This is a genomic window from Oribacterium sp. oral taxon 078 str. F0263 (assembly GCF_000469565.1).
Taxonomy (GTDB): domain Bacteria; phylum Bacillota; class Clostridia; order Lachnospirales; family Lachnospiraceae; genus Oribacterium.
The window spans coordinates 101,746-123,412 of the sequence record NZ_KI273099.1 but is presented as its reverse complement, the minus strand read 5'-3'; the positions used below and the strand labels follow the sequence as shown (position 1 = coordinate 123,412).

Here is a 21,667-nt window from a genome sequence, read left to right as displayed (position 1 = left end):
TGCCCTGCTGTCATAGCGAAAGAGGCCGTCCGGGTTCCGAAAGGCCAGAAACGGAATGGAAAGGAGGGGACTTCGATTTATCGGAAATCAGAATAAGACACGGAAGGATATCGTGTTAAATGATTGGACAGTCCCGCTGTCCTACTTTAGAATCCGAAGAAATGCGGGAAAATTTCCGCGTCTCCGCCGATTCTCGAGGATGGAGAAGGTGGGTTCTGAAAATGGGTACGGATGGGAAAGCAGCGCCCTTTTGGGCACGGACGGGACAAAGGAGGAAGATTTGAAGAGAAAGCTTGATTTTTCGAAACTTGGTTTTGGCACGGGAATGATTCACGCGGGGCAGGAGCCGGATCCGAGCTACGGGGCCCTTGCGACGCCGATCTATCAGACCTCGACATTTTGCTTTGACACGGCGGAAGAGGGAGGAGAGATCTTCTCCGGAGAGAGAGCGGGCTACGCCTATACCAGAGGAGGGAATCCTACGACGGCGGCGCTGGAGCAGAAGCTCTCGATTTTAGAGGGCGGGGAGGCTGCCATCGCCACGGCCTCCGGCATGGGAGCTGTCGGGGGAGCGCTGCTCGCCTATGCGAAGGCCGGGGATCATATCCTCCGGGGGAGATGCATCTACAGCTGCACGGAGCATGTGTTCCGGGAGAATCTCAGTAAATTCAATATCGAGATGACGAGCGCGGACTTCTCGGATCTCGAAGCGGTCGCCGGGGGGATAAAGGAGAATACGAAGCTGATCTATTTTGAGAGCATGTCGAATCCCATGATGGAGCTCAGCGATATTCAGGAGATCAGCCGCATTGCCCACGACAGGGGGATAAAGGTAGTGGTGGACAATACCTTTACGCCGCCTCCTGAGATCCGTCCGCTCTCGCTCGGCGCGGATCTCGTGGTTCACAGCACTACGAAATATATCAACGGACACGGGGATGCGATCGGCGGAGCCATTATCGGCGCCAAGGAGGAGCTGGACCCGATCCGCTCCGGCATCACCACCAAGCTTCTCGGGACGACGCCGAGCCCCTTTAATTCCTATCTGGTTCTCCGCGGGATGCAGACCATGGAGCTCCGGATGCAGAGGCACTGTGAGAACGGATTTGCGATCGCTTCCTTCCTGGAGGGAAGTCCCCATGTAAAAAGGGTGTATTATCCGGGCCTTTCGTCCAGTCCGCAGCATGCGCTTGCGGAGAGGATGATGAAGGGGAATTACGGAGGAATCCTCGCCTTTGAGTTAAAGGACGGGATTCATGGCATGAAGGCCTTTGATTCCTGTAAAAAGCTGCTCAACTCCTTCACGATCCCATCGATTGCGGTGAGTCTGGGGGATCCGGGGACCCTCGTGGAGCATGCCGCCAGCATGACGCATGGTGCTGTCCCCGCGGAGGAGAGGGAGAGAGAGGGGATCACGGATGCTCTGATCCGGGTCTCCGCCGGTCTGGAGAACAAAGAGGATCTGCTCGCCGATTTCCGGGCGGCCTTCTCGGTTTTAGACTGAAAGACGAAGGAGGAGCGGTACAGCCGAAGAGAGAAGACAGCGAAAAAGCAAGAGGAAGGGATATATCCATGAAAGAAATTAAGATTTGTGATCTCTCCTTCTCCTATCCGGCTTCGCCGGAGAAATGGATTTTAAAGGATATCAGCCTCACGATAGAGGCGGGGGAATTCGTCTGTCTTCTGGGACAGTCCGGCTGCGGAAAGAGTACCTTTCTCCGACTGCTCGCGGGACTGGAACACGCGGAGAGAGGGAGCCTTGATATAGATGGGGTGGAGATCCGGGGAGCGAGCCTGGACCGAAGCGTGGTCTTCCAGGACTACGGGCTTTTCCCCTGGATGAGTGCGGGAGAGAATATTCTCCTTGCGCTCAGGCAGAAATACCCGAAGAGAAAAAAGGCGGAGCTCAGAGAGATCGCGGGCGATATGCTTGAGAAAGTGGGACTGGACAGGGCGGTATTCAACAAGCTTCCCAAGGAGCTCTCCGGCGGCATGAAGCAGCGCTGCGCGATCGCGAGGTCCCTGAGCGTCGATCCGCCGGTGCTTTTGATGGATGAGCCCTTCGGCGCTCTGGACGCGGTGACGAGGGCGAGACTTCAGGACCTGATCCTCTCGCTCTGGGATAAGGAGGAGGTGAAAAAGACGGTCGTCTTTGTCACTCACGATGTGGATGAGGCATTGCTTTTGGCTAATCGCATCCTCGTCTTTGGGCAGAGCCCGAGTCATATCATTTATGATGAAAAGGTCGAGATCGGACAGCGCGCTTCCCGGGAGACGCAGTTTGAGGATCCGGAGCTTCTATCACGCCGGCACAAGCTGATTCGGAGCATCAATCGGGATGTCGAGACAAGGATATAGCATCATTCATAAAGCGCCGCTCCTTTGCATATTTTTGGGGCAGTACGTTCGTGAATACAGTATTTTCGGATGGGATCGGCGCTTTCCCGCATTGAAAAGAAAGATCTGGGATTCTAATGAAGAATCCGAGATATCAAAATGGAAAATCCGGGATATTAAAAAGGGAGGAAAGGATGAAAAGAAAGTTTTTGCTTATCGCAATGGCAGCGGCGCTTCTTTTCTCTGCCTGCGGATCTTCGGAAAAGACGGCGGCGTCCGGTGAGTCCGGGACAGTGAAGGCCGAAGAGTCCAGGGCAGAGGCGGAATCGAAATCCGAGGAGGGATCAAAGACGGAGGCAGCGGAGGAGTCGGGGAGCGGAGAGACGGAGAAGGGAAGCTACCCCGAGGCGGAACGGACGCTCAGCACGGGGGATCAGCCGGAGAGCGCGGTAATCACCTGGGCGCAGGGGATGAGTGGAAATGTGCTCGTCAGCATCGCAAAGGCAGAGGGCTATTTCGATGAGGTCGGCCTCACGGTCAATGAGGTTCCGCTTGATGACGGACAGCTCGAGGCGGTTACGACGGGACAGGTCGACATCGCTTCCAACTCCGGAACCTGGACTCCGATCAAGATGATTATGGCGGGAAACGATATGGCAGTCATCGGAGGGCATATGCTCACGGGCTGCATGCCGGTCATCGCGAAGGAGGGGACGGAATACAATGGTCCGGAGTCCTTCCTCGGAAAGAAGGTCGGGGATACGATCTCCCGCTACGCGCTCTTCCATGAGCTTTTGGAGGAGGGACATGATCTTAAGAAGGAAATTACCTTTGTCGACGGACTTTCCAGCGAGGATGCCATCCAGGCGGTCCTGAAGGGGGAGGTCGACTATGCCACCATCGGCACAGGGACGATGTACCAGGTGCTGAATACGAAGGGAATTAAGATCGTTACGTACTGCTCCGATGTCACGCCGAATTATTCCTGCTGCCGCATGGTCGCGAGGGATTCCTGGGTGAAGAAGAATCCGACGACGGTGAAGCTTTTGAACGAGGCCTTGATCCGGGCGCAGGATTATTTCCAGAATCACCGGGAGGAGACCGTTCAGCTTATGATGAAGCAGCTGAACACAAAACAGGAATATGTCGAGGCCTACCTCCTGAACGAGCACTACCGCATCAATCCGGATACCCTGAAGAATGTCGTCTTCGACAATTACTACTACATGAAGGCGGTCGGGGGACTGGAGAATGTCGATCCCTCCGTCAAGCTGGAGGACCGGATCTATAACGATCTCTACAAGCAGGCGCTGGATGAGGCGCAGAAAAAGTGGGGGAGCGAGGATCCGGACTTCTATGAGAGCGCGCAGAAGTTCTACGAAAAGTATAATACGGACGTGAAGGAAAGCTCCATGCCGAAATAATCAAAGCCAAAGATAAAGGCTTTACAGAAGCTTGAGGGGAGGGGGGAAATGAAAAAACTGAAAAATTTTTTCAAGGATTACTGGATCACGGCTCTCATCATCCTTTTGATGGTATTAAGCTATAAGTATATTTCGGACCGAAAGCTGATCAGCCCCATGATGTTTCCCAATATCGGGCTGATCGGAAAGGCCTTCTACGACAACAGGCAGAATGCGCTCATCAATGTCGCCTCCTCCTTTCAGCTTCTCGCCCCGTCCATCCTGATCACGCTCGTCCTCGCACTGGGGATCGGCTTTCTGATGGGGCTTCATGAGAAGCTTCGGAAGGTGCTCTATCCGATCGTCTACGCCTTCAGCTGCGTCCCCTCCATCCTGCTTTCTCCCTTTGTGGTGCTGCTCTCTCCCAGCATGTGGTGGGCCTCCATCATTATGATCGTCTATGGCTGCGTCTGGGCGACTCTCTTCGCCACGATCACCGGCATCCAGACGATCGACAAGCGCTATCTGGGCAATGCGGCTACACTGGAGCTCCGGGGCTGGAAGCGCTTTATCCGGGTGATTCTGCCCGCGGCGAGTCCCGCCATTCTCGCGGGCTTTGTCAATTCTCTGAGGAGCTCCTTCGTCATGCTGGTCTATGCGGAGATGTACGGCGCGCAGTATGGACTGGGCTTTTATGTGAAGAGATACTCCACGCTGGGAATCTATGAGAATGTCTGGGGCGGCTTCCTCTTCATGGTCTTTATCCTCATCATCGTCATGACGATCTTCGAGAAAATCAAGAATCATATCCTCCGCTGGGCAATGTAAAAGCGGAGATTGACAGCGCCGGGCTGAAATGCTAGAGTAGTTGTGTAAGCGCTACCAATGGCATAAAACGGCGCTTTTATGCTGTAATAATATAGAGAGGCGGGAGGGATAAGGGATGCGGATGACACTTCGTTGGTACGGGCCGGGCTATGATACCGTGACACTGGAGCAGATCCGGCAGATTCCGGGGGTCCGGGGCGTTGTCACGACCCTCTATCAGAAGCAGGCGGGGGAGCTCTGGACGGAGTCTGAGATCAGGGAGCTCAAAAGGATCGTGGAGGAGGCCGGTCTCGAGATTTCGGCGATCGAGTCGGTAAATATCAGTGACGATATCAAGACCGGGGCGGGACGGAGAGAGGAGCATATCGAAAATTATATCGGGACACTTGAGAATCTCGGAAAGGCCGGGATCCGTGTCGTCTGCTATAATTTCATGCCGGTTTTCGACTGGACCCGGACGGAGCTTGCGAGAATCCGGCCGGACGGCTCCACAGTCCTCGCTTACAATCAGGATACCGTCGACCGCCTGGACCCGGATCATATGAAGGAGTCCGTGGAGGCCATGTCCGGCGGCTTTGTGATGCCGGGCTGGGAGCCGGAGCGCCTGGACAGGCTTCAGGAGCTCTTTCGGAAATACCGTGATATCGATGAGGAGAAGCTTTTTCAGAATCTCATCTACTTCCTCAGGGCGATCGGCCCGGTCTGTGAGCGCTATGATATCCGGATGGGGATTCACCCGGATGATCCGGCCTGGCCGATTTTCGGACTCCCCCGCATTGTCACCGGAAGGGAGCAGATCGAGCGCCTTCTCAAAGCGGTGGACAGACCCTATAACGGGCTCACGCTGTGCACGGGCTCTCTGGGCTCCAAGCAGCAGCAGGGGGAGATTCTGGACATCATAGAGGCAGCGCGGGGCAGGATTCCCTTTGCCCATGTCAGAAATCTGAAATTCAATTCCCCGAGGGATTTCGAGGAGGCGGCCCACCTCTCCTCCGATGGTTCCATGGATCTCTATCTTATCATGCGAAAGCTCTATGAAAGCGGCTTTGACGGAATCATCCGGCCGGACCACGGGCGCATGATCTGGGGGGAGAAGGCCATGCCGGGCTACGGGCTCTATGACAGGGCGCTCGGAGCCTGCTATCTCGAGGGACTCTGGGAGGCGATTGCAAAGGACCGGCAGGGCTGAGAAGGAGAGGGGAGGGCCTTGCCCTTTTCGGTTTTTGAAAGGATTTGATGGAGCTATGAAGCTTAGGGAAGAGGGATTGAGAGACAGAGAGTCCTGGGAGAGGATCGGCGTGCGTCTTCCTTCCTATGATATCTCCTCTGTCAGGAGGAAAAGTATAGCGGCGCCCCGCTGGGTGCATTTTGGGATCGGAAATATTTTCCGGATCTTTATCGGCGGCATAGCAGATACGCTTTTAAACGAGGGGGAGCTGGACCGGGGGATCAGCTGCGCGGAGAGCTTCGACTTCGATCTCGTGGACAGGATCTACCGTCCTCATGATAATCTGCTCCTCTCCGTGACCTTGAATCCGGACGGGAGCCTCGAGAAAAGAGTCATCGCCTCTCTCGCAGAGGCCGTGAAGGCGGAGGGCGGGGGATGGGAGAGGCTGAGGGAGATCTTCCGGAGCCGGGAGCTTCAGATCGCTTCTCTCACGATCACGGAAAAGGGCTATGCCCTGAGAGGCGCCGACGGGAGCTTCCTTCCTTTCGTGCGGGAGGATCTCGAGAGGGGGCCGGAGAAGCCGCTCTCTGTGATGGCGATCCTCACGGCTCTTCTCTATGAGCGCTTCCGGAGCGCCGCGGGGCCGATCGCGCTCGTCTCGATGGATAACTGCTCGAAAAACGGGGAAAAGCTTCGCTCCTCCGTCCTCACCGTGGCGGAGGAATGGAGACAGAGGGGCTTTCTCCCGGAGGACTTCCTTCATTATCTTGAGGAAGAGAGCGAGGTATCCTTCCCCTGGACGATGATCGACAAGATCACCCCAAGGCCCGCGGAAGCTGTGGCGGAGAAGCTTTCGGAGCTCGGCATCGAGGATATGGAGATTCTCGTCACCGGAAAAGGAACCTATATTGCGCCTTTTGTCAATGCGGAGGGGCCACAGTATCTGGTGATTGAGGATCGCTTCCCGAATGGGCGCCCGCCGCTGGAAAAGGCCGGGGTCTATATGACGGACAGAGATACCGTGAACCGGGTGGAGCGGATGAAGGTCACGACCTGCTTAAACCCGCTTCACACAGCGCTCGCGGTCTACGGCTGTCTTCTCGGCTACCGGCGGATCTCGGATGAGATGAAGGACAGGGAGCTCCGGGCGCTCGTGGAGAGGATCGGAGAGACAGAGGGGCTTCCTGTCGTGACGGATCCGGGGATTCTGTCTCCGCGGGCCTTCCTCTCGGAGCTCCTCTCGATACGGATTCCGAATCCCTATATGCCGGATACGCCGCAGAGAATTGCGACGGACAGCTCGCAGAAGGTCGGGATCCGCTATGGTGAGACGATCAAGGCCTATGTGGCGCGCTATAAAAGCGCGGATCGGCTCCTGGGGATCCCGCTCGCAATCGCGGGCTGGCTCCGTTATCTTCTCGCGGTGGACGATGAGGGGAGGAGCTTCGAGCGCTCACCGGATCCGATGCTTCAAAGCCTCACGGAGGCTCTCTCCGGGATTCGGCTCGGAGAGCCGGATTCCGCCGCGGATCGGCTCCGCCCGATCCTGGCCAATGAAAATATCTTCGGGATCGATCTCTACCGGGCGGGAATCGGGGAAAAGATCGAGGGGTATTTTCGGGAGGAGCTTCGGGGGAGAGGCGCCGTCAGGGCGACTTTAAAAAAATATTTGTCCGGGGAGGAAGATAAAAAATCTTAAGCTTGACTGTGTTTTTTGAGAAAATCCTTGCTTTCGGGCCTTGAATCGGGTATATTGGGCTTGCATTTTTGGAAAAACAGTATTCACAATCCGCCGCTTTTATTTCCCGCGGTGCATAAAGACAAAAGTCCATCCGCTGAAAGAAAGGATGAATCCAATGATATTATCTGATGAGGCCCTGCGCTTTGCAGAGCAATTCCGGGAGATCACTCGAAATCCGGAGTATATGAAGCTGAAGGATCTGCCAAGACACGGGAGCACCAATACCTACGATCACAGCGTGCGGGTCGCCTATATGGCCTACCGCCTTGCCCCGCGCTTCGGAGTGGATCGGAGGAGTGCCGCCTATGTGGGACTGCTCCATGATTTTTGCATGGTGGATTATCACAAGGACGACGGTACAAGCCATGACGGGAGGTGGTACTGTTTCTATCACGGCGAGGATGCGGTGGAGAATGCGGCGAAGCAGGGCTTTGTCCTCTCGAAGAAGGAGCGCCGCGCGATCCTGACGCATATGTTCCCGCTGTCCACGAGGCTTCCGAACTCCCGCCTCGCCTATCTCCTGACGCTTTCCGATAAAACGGTGGCGGCTCAGGAGTCCTGGCAGAACGCGCTGGATGCGCTGGAGCGCTTCCACTTCCTTATGAACGCTCCCTTCTTAAAAGCGATCCGCGTCCGGAAGAGGGACGAGAGAGAACGGCATTGAGCACGAACTGATGCGGAGCCGTATTACGGAAAACGACGGAAGACCCGCCCCGGAGGAGCTGAGCTCTTCCGGGGCGGGTCTTTGTCTTGCCGCCCGGATAGATTTACGGAAGGATTGGAGGGAGAGGGATGAGAAGGGAAGAGGACTGGATCTCAGAGAGGAGGGGAGGAGAGACGGAGCTTCCGGGATGGTTTTGGCGGCTTATCTTTCTGCCGGGCTATATCCGGAGACTTTTACTGCTTCTCTCCCTTTTCCTGAGCTCGCTTTTATACTTCAGCCTCCGCTGGCTTCTCTCAAACTGGTCGGAGCTCAGTGTGGAGGAGATTCTCTATCATCTGAAGGCGCCGATGCAGGGGGCGAGCAGCGGCCTCCTTCGCTCCTACCTTCTCTTTGCCCTTCTCCCCTCTCTCCTCCTCCTTTTGCTCTTCCTCCTTTTTTTCCGGCGCTGCCGTAATTTTTTCCTCTTTTATTTTGTGCGCCGCATTCTTTTTCTTTTTCCGCTCCTCTTTCTCCTTCTCTCGATTCGGGACAGCTGGCAGGGGATCGGGCTTCGGGATTTCCTCGTGTCTCAGTTTACACATTCCGACTTTATCGACAGAAACTATGTCGATCCGAGATCGGTGGAGCTCCGTTTTCCGGAGAAGAAGAGGAATCTCATCTATATCTACATGGAGTCCACGGAGATGAGCTTTTCCGATGAAGCGCACGGAGGAGCCTTTCCGATGAACTGCATCCCGGAGCTCACGGAGCTTGCGGAGGAGAATGAGGACTTCTCCGGCGGAGACGGGAAGCTGAACGGGGCCTACAGCATGCCGGGCTCGACCTGGACGATGGGGGCGATCTTTGCCATGAGCTCGGGGCTTCCGCTCAAGATTTCGATCGATAAGAATGCGATGGACAGCCAGAAGAGTTTTTTCCCCGGGGTACAGACACTGGGCGATATCCTGAAGGAGGAGGGCTATGAGCAGAGCTTTCTGCTTGGCTCCGTCGGATATTTCGGCGGGCGCAGGCTCTACTTTCAAAGCCATGGGGACTATGCGGTGAAGGATTACAGCTACTGGAAGCGGCAGGGGAAATTCCGCCCGGATTATTGGGTGAACTGGGGCTTTGAGGATGAGAAGCTCTACAGCTATGCGAAGGAGGAGCTCTCCAGGCTTTCCCGGGACGGCCGCCCCTTTAACCTCACGCTTCTCACGGTGGATACGCATTTTCCGGACGGCTATGTCTGCCGTCTTTGCAGGAGGGAGTTTGGGAAAAATCAATACGCCAATGTCTTTGCCTGTGCATCCCGTCAGCTCGCAGATTTTGTGAACTGGGCGAAGGCACAGCCCTGGTACGAGAATACGACGATCGTTGTCACAGGGGATCATCCGACGATGGATCACGATTTCTGTAAGGATGTGCCGAAGAGCTACGTGCGGAGGGTTTACACCGCCTATATCAACGCGCCCATCGCCCCGGCGCGAAGGGAGAGGCGGGAGTACAGCAGCTTTGACGATTTCCCGACGACGCTCGCCTCCCTCGGTGTGGAGATCGAGGGGGAGAGGCTCGGGCTTGGGACGAATCTCTACTCCGATCAGCCGACGCTCATGGAGAAGTTCGGCAGGGACTATGAGAGGGAGGAGCTCAAGAAGCGCTCCGAGCTTATGCTCCGCCTGGGACAGATCGATAAGGCCGCTGCCTTTGAGAGCAGGGCGGCAAAGGACAAGGAGGAGAGAGAGAAGGAGAGGCGGGAGAAGGAGAGGAAGAAAAAGGAGAAAAGGGAATCCCGGAGAGAGAGCGGAGCCTCTCAGGCCGGTGGCGGAGGAGAAAAGGAGGGAGAATGAGCGGAGTCTACAGGATCGATCTGACTTGTCCAAGCTGCGGGGCAGCGATGAGCGTCGAGGAGGGGCAGGAGGAGCTTTTCTGTCCGTACTGCGGAAAGAAGATGCTCATCGTCCGGGAGGGAGATAAGCTCACGGCAAAGGAGGCGGAGGATATCGCCTATGGCACGGAGCGGGGGAAGCTTCGCGCGAGGGATGAGCTTGTGCGAAGCCGCGAGAGACGGATGCGGATCGGAAGATGGAAGAGGCGGCTGATCACGCTGCTTTGCATCGCGGCCTTTCTCGCCTTCTGCGTTATCTTCCGGGACCTCAGAAGGCCTGTGGTATCCGCCTTTGATTATGTCGAGCTTCACTTTTCCGGTGTGAGCGGGGAGGGGAAGGCGGAGTATACGCTCGGGAGCTTTCCGGAGGAGGTCGATGAACATAGGATTCACTTCGAGCTCAGCCCGGATTCCGGCCTTAAGAACGGGGACAGTGTGACGCTCCGGGCAGAGAGCGAGGATTACCGCCTGAAGGAAAAGATGCGGAAATACAAGGTGAGCGGTCTGGAGAGCTGTCTCTCCGAGCTCTCCTCCCTCGATGAGGAGACTCTGTCCGCGATCCACCGGGAGGCTCTTGAGGAGATCCGAAAGGGATATTTCCCCATGACGATGGATGGGAGGAGGCAGGATGAGGAGCTCGGCTGGAAGCCGCTTTCTCTCTTCCTTTCGAGCGAGGGGGAGGAAAAAAACGCGCTCTATGATCTCATCGAGATCGACTATCGGACGAGGGACGGGGGACAGTTCTCCTTCTACGGGCTCGCCCGCTTTCAGGATCTGGTCGTCCATTCCGGGGGGAGCATCCGTTATCAGAAGCTCTCCGCGCTCGGAGACGTTGTCTTTCTCGGGAGCACGAATGATGATTCCCTGATCGGCTTTTCCGACCCGGATGCCGCAAAGGCCTCATTGAAATCGGAGCAAAACGAGCTCACGGAGAGAGCACTTTCCTGATCCGTCCTCTCCTTTCAGCCCTCTTTTTGCGCTCTCTCCTCCCGGTTTCTTTGGAGGATCCAGTCCACCGCATGGGCGAGGCCGTCCTCCAGGATAGGGGGACAGATGCGATCGGCCGCCTCCCGGCACTCCGGCTTCGCGTTTCCCATCGCGATGCCGAGCCCGACCCGGGAGAGCATGTCGATATCGTTCCAGCCGTCTCCGATGGCAGCGGCTTCAGAGCGGGAGAGGCGGAGATGGCGGAGCACCGCATCGATGCCGGAGGACTTATTGATTCCCTTCTTCGTAAGGTCGAAGGACCTTCCGTCCGACCAGCGGACCAGCTGACAGTCCGGGATCAGGGGAGGGATCTTAAGAGATTCCTCGTAGGAGAGGACCGGTATCAGCATATAGACCGGATTTTCCGCGGCCTCTCGGATCGGGAGCACGGGGGGGACGATGTCGTTTCGGATCTCGTAGAGACAGCGGAGAAGCTCCTCGTTTACGAGATTGGCGTAGATCCGGCGCTCCTCCTGTATGAGAACGGGGAAGCGCTCCCTCTCTGCGAGGCGGAGCACAGCCATGACCTGCTCCGTCGGAAGAGGGATCTTCTGGACGATATCTCCGAGCCTTGGATCCATTTCCGGGGCAAGCCTTTCCTCTGCCCGGAGATCGAAACGAAAGGAAGGATCCCGGAGCGGGATCTGTGCGGCAGAGCGCGGGGCATGGGGGAGGACATAGCAGAATTCCCCGTCCAGCGTCACATAGGCATCAAAAAAGAGCTCTTCTATGAGCCTCTCTCCGTAGATCTCCATCCAGTGGCGCCCGGTCGCGATCGCGCAGAGGATCCCGGCCCTCTGCGCTCTTTTTATAGCGAGCTTTGCAGAGTCCGGGATCCTTCCCGTTTCAAAGGGACGGAGGGTGCCGTCGATATCAAAGAATATGATCTTAATCATTCTTTTCCGGGATCGGAGTGTCCAAGGTCTCCTTTAATCCTGCGAGAAGTCCTCCCATATTCTGGAGGTCAGAGGGGATAATGATCTTCGTCGCCCGTCCGTTTGCGACAGAGGCGAAGGCTTCAAGACTCCGGAGCTTCAGGACCGCGTCGTCCGCGCCGGCCTGCCGGATCAGGCGGATACCCTCGGCCTCCGCCTCCTTGACGCTTCGGATCGCCTGAGCGCGTCCTTCGGCCTCACGGATCTCCTTTTCCTTCTGCGCCTCTGCGGCGAGGATGGTCTTTTGCTTATCCGCCTCGGCGTTCAGGATGGCGGCCTGCTTATTTCCCTCTGCCGTGAGGACGGCGGACTGCTTCTTCGCTTCCGCGAGGGTTATGGCCTCTCTTTTCTCCCGCTCCGCCTTCATCTGCTTCTCCATCGCCTCCCGGATGGCGTCCGGGGGGAGAATATTTTTCAGCTCGACGCGGTTTACCTTGATGCCCCAGGGGTCTGTGGCGACGTCGAGGAGGGAGCGCATCTGGGTGTTGATCTCATCCCGGGAGGTCAGAGTGGTATCGAGGTCCATGGAGCCTATGATGTTTCGAAGCGTCGTGGCGGTCAGGTTCTCGATCGCGGCGATCGGATTGTCCACGCCGTAGGCATAGAGCTTTGGATCGGTGATGACGAAGAAGACGACGGAGTCGATCCGCATGGTGACATTATCCTTCGTAATGACCGGCTGGGGAGGGAAATCCGCGACCTGCTCCTTCAGATTGATGTGCTTTGAGACATGATCGATAAAGGGGATAAGAAAATGAAGCCCCGGGCGCCAGGTCGCATGATAGCTTCCGAAGCGCTCGATGATCAGCGCCCTGGCCTCCGGCACGACCCGCACGGTAATGCATAGAAGAACGATGGCGAGGATAAAAAGGATGACGACAATAAAAAATGGCATAAAAAACCTCCTTAAAGTGGAAAAACGGCTGAGGAGTGACGGATCTTTTCCTGCATCATGATAGCACAAAAACGGAAAGATGCGCTATCCCTTTATTACCAGGTGAAGCTGTCGGGCGCCCGGGAGACATCCTTCAGCTCGACGCGGCTGATCCGGATGCCCAGGACATCGGCGCCGTCTTTGAGAAGGGAGAAAAGCTGGGATTGAATCTCGTCCCGGGAGTGCAGAGCGGTATCACGGTCCATAGAAGCTATGATCTCACGGAGCGCCGCAGTCGTCAGCTTTTCGATCGCTGAGTTCGGATCGTCCACGCTGTAGGTATAGCGTTTCGGATCGCTGATGAGGAAGAAGACGGCGGCGTCGATCTGCAGCGAGGCATGATCCTCCGTGCGGAAGGTCTGAGGTGGGAAACTCGCGCTCTGCTCCTCCAGATTGATCTTCCCTCGGATACGATCGATAAAGGGAGCAAGAAAATGGATTCCCGGCTGCCAGGATGCGTGATAGCGGCCGAGGCGCTCGATGATCAGCACTCTGCCCTTCGGCACGACCCGCATGGATATGCATAGAAAAACGGCAATGTAAAGGATAAGGATGAAAAGAAGAAAGAATGGCATAAAAACCCCCTTTAAGAATCGGCGGAGGGGCAGCGAAGCACTGCCTTTGCGTCTTTTCCCCATGATAGCACAAAAATGGGGAGATGTGCCGCTGCTTTCTCGGGAGATTTGTAATTTATGCGCTGTGATGATAAAATAGCTTGACTGCTCTGCCCGGCGGCTTAGAGGAGCAAATCCCTGCCGCCGGGGCGGAAAAGCGGCAGGGCTTCTATTTGGAAGGAATGTCATTGAAGGAATTCAGGGGAAGGCCTTGAGAGATAAGAGGAGGGGAGAGGATGGAGCGGCGCGTCTGGAGAAGAGAATCTGCCAATGGAAACGGCAGTATTTATTCGGTGCTCTACCGGGAGGAGAGATGCGGGGCGCGGGGGATTGTGTGCATCCTGCACGGGATGCAGAGCCACTCGGACCGTTACCGTTTCCTCGCCGAGCATCTGAGTGCCCGGGGCTATATCGTGACGCTTCTCGACCTGCAGGGGCATGGGAGATCCGCGAATGCGGAGGGCTCCTTCGGCCCGGAACGGGGCTGGGACTATATGCTCCACGATATCCGGAGAAATATCCTGCAGGTCCGCAAATGGTTTCCGGGTCTTCCGCTCTGCCTCTTCGGGCATTCCATGGGCTCCTTTCTCGCGAGACTTTTCTGCGTCCGCTTTCCGGGGGAGGCGGATGCGCTGCTCCTCTCCGGAACGGCGGGACCGAGTCCCCTCTATGCCCCGGTCTATCGCTTTATGACGGCGCAGGCGAAGCTTTTCGGAGAGGATACGGATGCGAAGCTCTACGGGAGACTGCTCTCCCGCTACTTTAACCGACACATCAAGGACCCGGTGAATCTCGGGGCCTGGTGCTGCAGTATGGCGGAGGTCTGTCTGAGCTATGAGGATGATCCGCTCTCCTCCAGCTTTACGATCGGCGCCTATCGTGATATGCTCTATGGTCTGATACAGATCTCCGGGGAGGAGTGGTTCCGGAAAATGCCGGACATCCCCATCCTCCTTTTCTCGGGGGGCTCGGATCCGGTCGGGGAATACGGCATAGGGCCGGCCATGGTCTACGCTCTTTTGAAGGCGAGCGGGCATCATGATCTCAAGCTTCGCATCTATCCCGGAAAGCGCCACGAAACGCTGAATGAGGATATCCGCTGGGAGGTCGTCGCCATGCTGGAGGACTGGCTGGATCAGCATGAGCCTCTGCGAAGGAGTGCAGCGGATCCGGGCTCTTCCCGCAGGGATCAGGGGAAGACAGAGGAGAGGGAAGGAGCGCTCAGAGAGCGTTAGGGACAGTATGGAGAAAAAACTTCTGTATATCAATCGAAAAGAGGCGGAGAAGGAGCAAAAGATCGGAGCGCTTGCGGCGCTTCGCCATATCGAGCTGCTTCAGCCCAAAGAGGAGGAGCTGGAAGGTCTGCCGGAGGACGCGGAGCTTATGAAGCTGATCGGCTTTACGGGGGCGGAGCTCGGGGACTTCCTCTCCGCGCTCCGGCTTCTCGGGCTCCGGGTGGATTATAAGTGTACGGAGACAGAGAGCAATCGGAGCTGGAGCCTGCGAAGACTCTATGAGGAGCTCCGGAAGGAGCATGAGTCCATGAAGCGGTATCAGGAGAGGAAAAGGACATGATCTATGCTGATTCCGCTGCGGAGGATTAAGAGGAGAACGCATGGCAAAAGACGAGGAAGAGAGAGAGGAGCTCGGGAATCCGGGGCGAAGCGGATCGGATTCTGAGGAGAGAGGAGATACGGGGAGCGCTTCCGTACCGCCTCTTCTCCGAGAGCTTAAGAGCAGGAGGAGCTTAGGCGCTCCCGGAGAGGACGCGGAGAAAGAGGGGTCGGAGGACAGAGAAGGGCCCGGGGAAGCCGGGGAGCAGAGCCCGGAGAAAAAGGAGAAGCGGAGGAAGGGATCCCGAAGAAGGAGAGAGGAAGAGACAGAGGGCGGCTTTTTCGCGGAGCTTTTTGAGTGGGTGAAGATCCTTCTCATCGCCGGCGTCGCGGCATTTCTTCTCAATAATTTCGTGATAGCGAATTCCACGATCCCGACCGGCTCCATGGAGGATACGATCATGGCGGGGAGCCGGGTCTTCGGCTCCCGTCTCAGCTATCACTTCGGGGAAGTGAAGCGGGGAGATGTCGCGATCTTTGTCTACGGCTATCAGTGCAGAAACTGCGGCAATCGCTACCGGGAGACGGATGAGGGGAAATGCCCGCTCTGCGGACAGGAGGACAGCAAGAATCAGGTGATCTACTATGTGAAGAGGGTCATCGGCCTTCCGGGAGATCACATCCAGATCAAGCGGAGCGGGGAGGTGGACCTCTCAAAGATCCATAAGATCAATGTGAGCTCCTCCAGCGGGAAGCTTCCGGTGGGAACGCTCTACATCAACGGCGTCGAGCAGGAGGAGAATTATCTTCCGGAGCCCATGCTCTGCGACGGGAACCAGTTTCCGGAGGTGGACGTCACGGTGCCGGAGGACTGCTACTATATGCTGGGGGATAACCGGAACAATTCTGCGGATGCCAGATACTGGGGAGAGTATCCCTTTGTGAAGAAGGAGAAGATGCTCGCGAAGGTCTACCTGAGATACTGGCCGCTCAGCGATTTCGGCATCATTCACTGATTTTCACAAAAAGGACACAGCCGGGACGTAGACTGCCAAAGAGGCCCGGGATATAGCCGCAGCGAAGGAGGCGGAGGAGCTATGGTCTCTTCGGCGCTCATTTCGGCATAGATATCTTGTTTAAGGAAGGATGTGACTCAGATGGAAAAAACAGAAGGACAGAAGCTGGAGGAGAGGCTCTGCCGAAGAAAGCAAAATATCGGGATGGAGCGGCCCGGTGATTTTTCGGAGGCGGAGAAGTTTTCCGAGGGATATAAGAGCTTTCTGGACCGCTCGAAGATCGAGAGAGAATGTGTCGATGTTTCTTTGGAGCTCGCAAAGAAGAGGGGCTATCAGCCCTTTGAGCGCGGGAAAAAATACCCGGCAGGCGCGAAGCTCTTCTTCCTGAACCGGGGAAAGAATCTGATCCTCACGACGATCGGACAGAAGTCTCTTGCCGAAGGAGTGCACTTCAACATCGCGCACATTGACTCACCCAGGCTGGACCTAAAGCCGAATCCGCTCTATGAGAAGGAGGAGCTCTCCTATTTTAAGACGCATTACTACGGTGGGATCCGGAAGTATCAGTGGGGGGTGACACCGCTTGCTCTCCACGGAAGAGTGATGCGGAAGGATGGGAGCCATGTGGACATTAAGCTCGGAGAGGAGCCCGGTGATCCGGTCTTTGTCGTGACGGATCTCCTGCCCCATCTCTCCGCGAAGCAGAACGAGCGCCCCCTTAAGGACGGGCTGAAGGGGGAGGAGCTCAATATCCTCCTGGGATCTCTTCCGATTCCGGACTCCGAGCTGAAGGAGGCCTTTAAGCTGAAGGTCCTCTCCCTTCTGAATGAGAGATACGGCATCACGGAGGAGGACTTCCTCCGGGCGGAGCTCACAATGGTCCCCGCGCAGAAGGCCGTCGATGTCGGACTGGACCGCTCCATGATCGGAGCCTACGGGCAGGATGACAAGGTCTGCGCCTACACGGCTCTCATGGCGGAGCTGGATGCGAAGAAGCCGGAGTATACGACGGTGACCTATCTCACGGATAAGGAGGAGATCGGATCCACGGGAAATACCGGCATGGCCTCGGACTTCCTGCTTCATTACATGGAGGACCTCGCGGAGAGCGAGGGGATTAGGGTGAGGGATGTGCTTCGGAATTCGCTCTGCCTCTCCGCGGATGTCAATGCGGCCTATGATCCGAGCTTCCCGGATGTCTTTGAGCTGAACAACAGCTCCTGTATGAACCACGGTCCGGTTCTCACGAAATACACGGGAAGCCGCGGGAAGTACAGCTCCAATGACGCCTCCGCGGAGACCATGTACCGAATGATCCATTATATGGAGGAGGCCGGCGTCCTCTGGCAGGCCGGGGAGCTCGGAAAGGTCGATGAGGGAGGCGGAGGAACCATCGCGCAGTTCATGGGGAATATGGATGTGGACACTGTGGACCTGGGAGTCGCGGTGCTCGCGATGCATGCGCCCTTTGAGATCACCTCGAAGCTGGATGTCTACTATACCTATCGGGCATTCTGCGCTTTCAACAAAGAATAAAGGAGAAGGGGAAATGATGAGAAAGAAAAGGATGATTTTAGCCGCCGCTCTTTTTGCGGCTGCAATGATGGCAGCGGCCTGCGGGAAGAAGGGAGATGCAAAGTCCAGCACGGCGGCAGCGGAGTCCGGTTCCGCTTCCGAGTCCGGCTCGGAGTCTTCCTCCGCGGCACAGGTTTCCGAGGATGATCCGGAGCTGAAGAAGCTGGAGGAGACAAAGGTCCCGAAGGCCCCGGCGGTCTCGAAGATGGGAAAGATCAAGCTCCCGGATCTCAGCACGATTGAGGTGACGGTGAGCCCGCGGGAAGAGGTCAAGGACGATGAGGTAGAGGATCAGATCCGCTATATCCTGGAGGGCAATAAGACCAAGGTCGACGCGCCCGCGGAAAAGGGAGACAGCGTCAACATCGATTACGAGGGAAAGATCGACGGTCAGACCTTCGATGGCGGATCCGCACAGGGCTATGAACTGGAGCTTGGCTCAAACAGCTTCATCCCGGGCTTTGAGGATCAGCTGATCGGGCACAAGAGCGGAGAGGATGTCACGGTGAAGGTGACCTTCCCGCAGGACTACCGGAACAAGGATGTCGCCGGAAAGGATGCGGAATTCTCGGTCAAGATAAACAGCGTCGAGAAGACGCCGGAGCTCACGGATGAGTGGGTGAAGAATTATCAGGAGACCACGGCGGAGACGGTCGATGCCTTCCGGACGCAGATGAAGGAGCGCATGGTCGCGGGCAGCGATTATAACTACCATATGGAGATCCAGCAGAAGGCACTCGCCGATATCGTGGATAAGTCCGAGATCACGCTCTCTGACAGCATGAAGAAGTACGCGACGGCCTATGCGATCCGGAGTCAGCTGGATCAGATCGAGAAGTACGGCATGAAGATCTCCGATATGCTGAACATGTACGGAACGAGCGTCCAGGATTTCCGAACGCAGATGGAGACGCAGGGGGAGGAGTACGGAAAGCAGTATTTCGTCATCCAGAAGATCGCGGCGGATCAGGGCATCAAGCTGAATGATGATCTCATCAATAAGGTCGCGGAGAATGCGACGAAGATCACAGGAAAGGAATACAATAAGGATAAGCTGATCGAGGAGTTCGGAAAGGAGACGATCGAGAGCGAGGCCGTCACGATGGCGGTGCTGGACTACATCGAGTCCAAGGTAAAGACGACGGTGCAGGAGGAGACGAGCGAGGTGCCGGAGAGCAGCACCGCCGCTCCGGCAGAGAGCAGTACGGCCGCGAAGTAAGACAGGCATCCCTTGCGGTCAGGGAAGGCAATTGACCTATATATTGTGGATAAGTTCCTGCGAAAAAGAATGCTTCTACGGGACTTATCCACAATTATTTCGTTTTTACACACATTTTGTGGAAAGAATCAAAAGAAGATCCCGTCCTTTCGCGCTGTATGCAGCAGGAAATGACGGGATTTTGACTTGAGGCCTTTTTTGATCTTTTGCATCGGAGTTCTTGAGAGAAGCGCTCTTTGTCAAGGCACAGAGAGAGGCCGCCTGATCCGAAAGCTGCCTGATCCGAAGCTGAAAACCGAAACGGAGCAAGCTGCCTGGAAAGGTATGGACCTTTGGCGTTATCCTTACTATAATAGTTAGTATAAGCTAATAAAAAAGATGAAATCGGGGATCTGACAAAACAAAATGGAAAAATGAACAGCCTCTTTTTATCTGAAAATATCATAAATATACTGGTAATCTGTGCGGCTATTATGATTGCCGGTTGCACTCTGCTGGATTTTGAAAAGGCCGCTGATTGAGATGGGATCATGATGATAAAAGGAGGGCGTATGAAGTTAAGTGAATTGAAGGAAAACAGCGACGCCGTAGTCGCGAAACTGGATGGAGACACTCGTTTCATCAGCCGGATCACGTCCATCGGCCTGACACCCGGATGCAGGCTGCATGTCGTCAAAAACGATAAGAACCGGCCGGTCCTTGTCTACTCGAGAGATACCATGATTGCCCTGAATCGTGTGGAATGCGGCGGAATAGAAGTGACGGAGGGGGGAGCATGAAAAGGAAGATATGCATTGCACTTTTGGGACAGCCGAATTCAGGAAAGTCAACACTCTTTAATGCATTGACCGGCCTGCATCAGCATGTCGGAAACTGGCCGGGGAAAACAGTCGAAAAGAAGGAAGGCTCTTTCAGCTATAATGGAAGAGATTATGAGCTCGCGGACCTGCCGGGTTCTTATAGTCTGTCGGCCAACTCGGACGAAGAGGTCATCACGAGGGATTTCATCGCATCGGGTCAGGCTGACCTGGTCTGCATTCTGACGGACAGCTCCCAGCTGGAGCGAAGCCTTTTTATGGTCGCCGACTATGCGGGCATTACGGTACCCTGTCTCCTGCTTCTCAACATGGCAGATGTCTCTGCCGCCAGGGGGAAAAGAATCGATGCCGCTCGGATCGAAAAGAAACTGGGTGTTCCGACTGTCCTCTTCTCCGCAAATGACAAGAAAGCTTATGCTCCTTTTTATAAGGCGCTGGAACGGGCGGTCGAAGAGAAAAAGGTGCTGAACGCTTCGGGGCTTGCGGCGAGGTACGCGAAGATCGAAGGGTATACGGAGATTCAGCAAAGGATGCCCGGGGACCTGATTCCGGGCTGCTCCTCTATGTGGCTCGCCGCAAAGGCGCTGGAAAATGACCCGGTAGTCCTCGCAAAGCTGAGAAACACGATGGATGAAAATGAGGTCTCCAGAATCAACGCATTCCGAAATGGGGTACAGGGGGCCGTGGAAACCGGAGGAGCGAAGTTTGCCTGGATCGATGAAATTCTTTCCGATGCGGTCCAAGAGAAAAAGCAGAACGTCGTACTCGGCAGGTTGGACCGAATCTATACGCACAGGATCTGGGGGAAACCGGCCGTTATCCTCACGATTCTGTCAGGACTCATCCTCTCTTTTATTCCAGCTCTTCCGCTGATGGGCTTTGGCTGGCTGTTTTCCACGCTCAAGGCACCGGTAGGCGCCGCTCTTCAATCCGTGGGATGTCCGGATTTCATCGTGGCGATTGTCTGTACCGTTTTGATCCAGTCACTGGCTTATATTTTTCAGATGCTCGGATTCGTATTCGGTGTCACCTTGGTATTCGGCCTTCTGGAAGAGGCCGGGGTCATGGCCAGAATTTCATATGTCTTTGACAATACGATGGGGAAACTTGGCCTTCAGGGCAAATCCGTGATGCCTTTTCTTGTCAGCTTCGGCTGCACGATAGGAGGTGCCGCGGGCACTCGCGTCATCGATAATTGGGGGCAGAAGGTCCTGACCATCGCGCTCGCGTGGTCGGTTCCCTGCGGCGCCGCGTGGGCCGTGGTCCCGATGCTTTCATCGCTGTTCTTCGGTTCAGGCGCAGTCATAATCATCATCGCAATCCTGTTGACCATGCTGCTCCATATGCGGATCACGGCCGGAATATTCGGCCGGGGGCTGGTCAGGAAGCAGGACCGCTGCGGCATGATCATGGAACTTCCGCCTTATCACAGGCCGAAATGGGGCGCTTTGCTCCGCTATGTCCTTGGCCGTACAAAGGATACCTTTATCCGTGTCACCAAGGTCGTCCTGCTTGTGTGTGCGGTTTTCTGGCTGCTGAGCTATTCTTTTTCTGCGGACAGCGTGCCGCTTCTGTATCGATTCGGCGCTGCCATCGAGCCGCTGACCAGGCTCTTTGGCCTGAACTGGCGGCTCTTTGTGGCCTTCATCGCCTCCTCGGTCGGGAAGGAGGGCGCACTCGGCGTCATCAGCGCGCTCTTTACCGGCGGCAGCTTCTCGGGCGCTTTCAACGCCGCAATGAGCGGCGGTGCACGGGCCTCTGATCTGAACGAAATTCTGCTGTCCAATATATCCAAGCCGGAGGCCCTGGCCTTTATCTTCGCAATCACGTTCAACATGCCGTGCGTGGTGGCGCTCGCGGCGACCTATCAGGAGATTCATTCGGTTAAGTGGACGCTGAGAATTGCGCTGTACTATACGATAACTGCGCTGCTGATCGCAGCGATTGCTTACCATATCGGCCTGCTGATCTTCTGATGGGAGACTGTGTCAGCGCAATGTTTGGAAAGGGA

Annotated in this window: 19 protein-coding genes; 16 read left to right on the top strand and 3 right to left on the bottom strand. The window is 56.0% G+C overall.

The features are described 5' to 3' along the window. The first annotated feature begins 280 nt into the window (after positions 1 to 280). The 9 genes from HMPREF1986_RS03805 (at position 281) to HMPREF1986_RS03765 (ending at position 10,953) form a co-directional block, all read left to right on the top strand. Positions 281 to 1,504, top strand: coding sequence for a trans-sulfuration enzyme family protein (locus tag HMPREF1986_RS03805; RefSeq protein ID WP_036599230.1), 1,224 nt, complete (start codon positions 281 to 283; stop codon positions 1,502 to 1,504). Positions 1,505 to 1,572: 68 nt separating this feature from the next. Continuing rightward, positions 1,573 to 2,358, top strand: a complete 786-nt coding sequence (locus HMPREF1986_RS03800) for an ABC transporter ATP-binding protein (protein ID WP_021773447.1) — start codon at positions 1,573 to 1,575, stop codon at positions 2,356 to 2,358. A 173-nt stretch (positions 2,359 to 2,531) separates the two neighbouring features. Further along, positions 2,532 to 3,761 (top strand): ABC transporter substrate-binding protein, encoded by a 1,230-nt coding sequence (locus HMPREF1986_RS03795; RefSeq protein ID WP_196806099.1) that lies wholly within the window; start codon positions 2,532 to 2,534, stop codon positions 3,759 to 3,761. A 48-nt stretch (positions 3,762 to 3,809) separates the two neighbouring features. Continuing rightward, positions 3,810 to 4,568 carry an ABC transporter permease gene (locus tag HMPREF1986_RS03790; RefSeq protein ID WP_021773445.1) on the top strand — a complete coding sequence of 253 codons (759 nt, stop codon included), beginning with the start codon at positions 3,810 to 3,812 and terminating at the stop codon, positions 4,566 to 4,568. A gap of 115 nt (positions 4,569 to 4,683) precedes the next feature. Beyond that, a complete protein-coding gene (uxuA, locus tag HMPREF1986_RS03785) occupies positions 4,684 to 5,757 on the top strand; it encodes a mannonate dehydratase (RefSeq protein WP_021773444.1) in 1,074 nt (357 codons plus the stop codon). A gap of 55 nt (positions 5,758 to 5,812) precedes the next feature. After that, on the top strand, positions 5,813 to 7,435 hold the full coding sequence (locus HMPREF1986_RS03780; RefSeq protein WP_021773443.1) for a mannitol dehydrogenase family protein: 1,623 nt from the start codon (positions 5,813 to 5,815) through the stop codon (positions 7,433 to 7,435). 157 nt (positions 7,436 to 7,592) lie between these two features. Continuing rightward, complete coding sequence (locus HMPREF1986_RS03775; protein WP_021773442.1) at positions 7,593 to 8,141, top strand: HD domain-containing protein; 549 nt, start codon at positions 7,593 to 7,595, stop codon at positions 8,139 to 8,141. 128 nt (positions 8,142 to 8,269) lie between these two features. Further along, entirely contained in the window at positions 8,270 to 9,967 is a 1,698-nt protein-coding gene (locus HMPREF1986_RS03770; RefSeq protein ID WP_021773441.1) for an LTA synthase family protein, read from the top strand. After that, positions 9,964 to 10,953, top strand: coding sequence for a hypothetical protein (locus HMPREF1986_RS03765; RefSeq protein WP_021773440.1), 990 nt, complete (start codon positions 9,964 to 9,966; stop codon positions 10,951 to 10,953). The genes HMPREF1986_RS03770 and HMPREF1986_RS03765 overlap by 4 nt, the downstream gene beginning before the upstream one ends. A 14-nt stretch (positions 10,954 to 10,967) precedes the next feature. Here HMPREF1986_RS03765 and HMPREF1986_RS03760 read toward each other — a convergent pair whose 3' ends face one another. From HMPREF1986_RS03760 to HMPREF1986_RS03750, 3 genes are all read right to left on the bottom strand, one after another. Continuing rightward, positions 10,968 to 11,888, bottom strand: coding sequence for an HAD hydrolase family protein (locus HMPREF1986_RS03760; RefSeq protein ID WP_021773439.1), 921 nt, complete (start codon positions 11,886 to 11,888; stop codon positions 10,968 to 10,970). Further along, positions 11,881 to 12,822, bottom strand: coding sequence for an SPFH domain-containing protein (locus HMPREF1986_RS03755; RefSeq protein ID WP_009213553.1), 942 nt, complete (start codon positions 12,820 to 12,822; stop codon positions 11,881 to 11,883). Before HMPREF1986_RS03755 ends, HMPREF1986_RS03760 begins: the two co-directional genes overlap by 8 nt. 95 nt (positions 12,823 to 12,917) lie before the next feature. Beyond that, a complete protein-coding gene (locus HMPREF1986_RS03750) occupies positions 12,918 to 13,436 on the bottom strand; it encodes an SPFH domain-containing protein (protein WP_051273866.1) in 519 nt (172 codons plus the stop codon). Between the two features lie 275 nt (positions 13,437 to 13,711). On the opposite strand from HMPREF1986_RS03750, the gene HMPREF1986_RS03745 reads away from it, so the two are divergent. The 7 genes from HMPREF1986_RS03745 (at position 13,712) to feoB (ending at position 21,632) form a co-directional block, all read left to right on the top strand. Continuing rightward, positions 13,712 to 14,710 carry an alpha/beta fold hydrolase gene (locus HMPREF1986_RS03745; protein ID WP_021773437.1) on the top strand — a complete coding sequence of 333 codons (999 nt, stop codon included), beginning with the start codon at positions 13,712 to 13,714 and terminating at the stop codon, positions 14,708 to 14,710. A 7-nt stretch (positions 14,711 to 14,717) separates the two neighbouring features. Further along, positions 14,718 to 15,050: a DUF3783 domain-containing protein gene (locus tag HMPREF1986_RS03740; RefSeq protein WP_021773436.1), complete on the top strand. Its 333-nt coding sequence runs from the start codon at positions 14,718 to 14,720 to the stop codon at positions 15,048 to 15,050. Positions 15,051 to 15,390: 340 nt separating this feature from the next. Next, a complete protein-coding gene (gene lepB, locus HMPREF1986_RS03735; protein ID WP_242837347.1) occupies positions 15,391 to 16,044 on the top strand; it encodes a signal peptidase I in 654 nt (217 codons plus the stop codon). Between the two features lie 141 nt (positions 16,045 to 16,185). Next, positions 16,186 to 17,580 (top strand): aminopeptidase, encoded by a 1,395-nt coding sequence (locus HMPREF1986_RS03730; protein ID WP_021773434.1) that lies wholly within the window; start codon positions 16,186 to 16,188, stop codon positions 17,578 to 17,580. Between the two features lie 13 nt (positions 17,581 to 17,593). Then, positions 17,594 to 18,838 carry a trigger factor gene (tig, locus tag HMPREF1986_RS03725; RefSeq protein ID WP_021773433.1) on the top strand — a complete coding sequence of 415 codons (1,245 nt, stop codon included), beginning with the start codon at positions 17,594 to 17,596 and terminating at the stop codon, positions 18,836 to 18,838. A 551-nt stretch (positions 18,839 to 19,389) separates the two neighbouring features. Then, on the top strand, positions 19,390 to 19,617 hold the full coding sequence (locus HMPREF1986_RS03715; protein ID WP_036599170.1) for a FeoA family protein: 228 nt from the start codon (positions 19,390 to 19,392) through the stop codon (positions 19,615 to 19,617). Then, positions 19,614 to 21,632: a ferrous iron transport protein B gene (feoB, locus tag HMPREF1986_RS03710; protein WP_021773429.1), complete on the top strand. Its 2,019-nt coding sequence runs from the start codon at positions 19,614 to 19,616 to the stop codon at positions 21,630 to 21,632. The genes HMPREF1986_RS03715 and feoB overlap by 4 nt, the downstream gene beginning before the upstream one ends. Positions 21,633 to 21,667 lie beyond the last annotated feature (35 nt).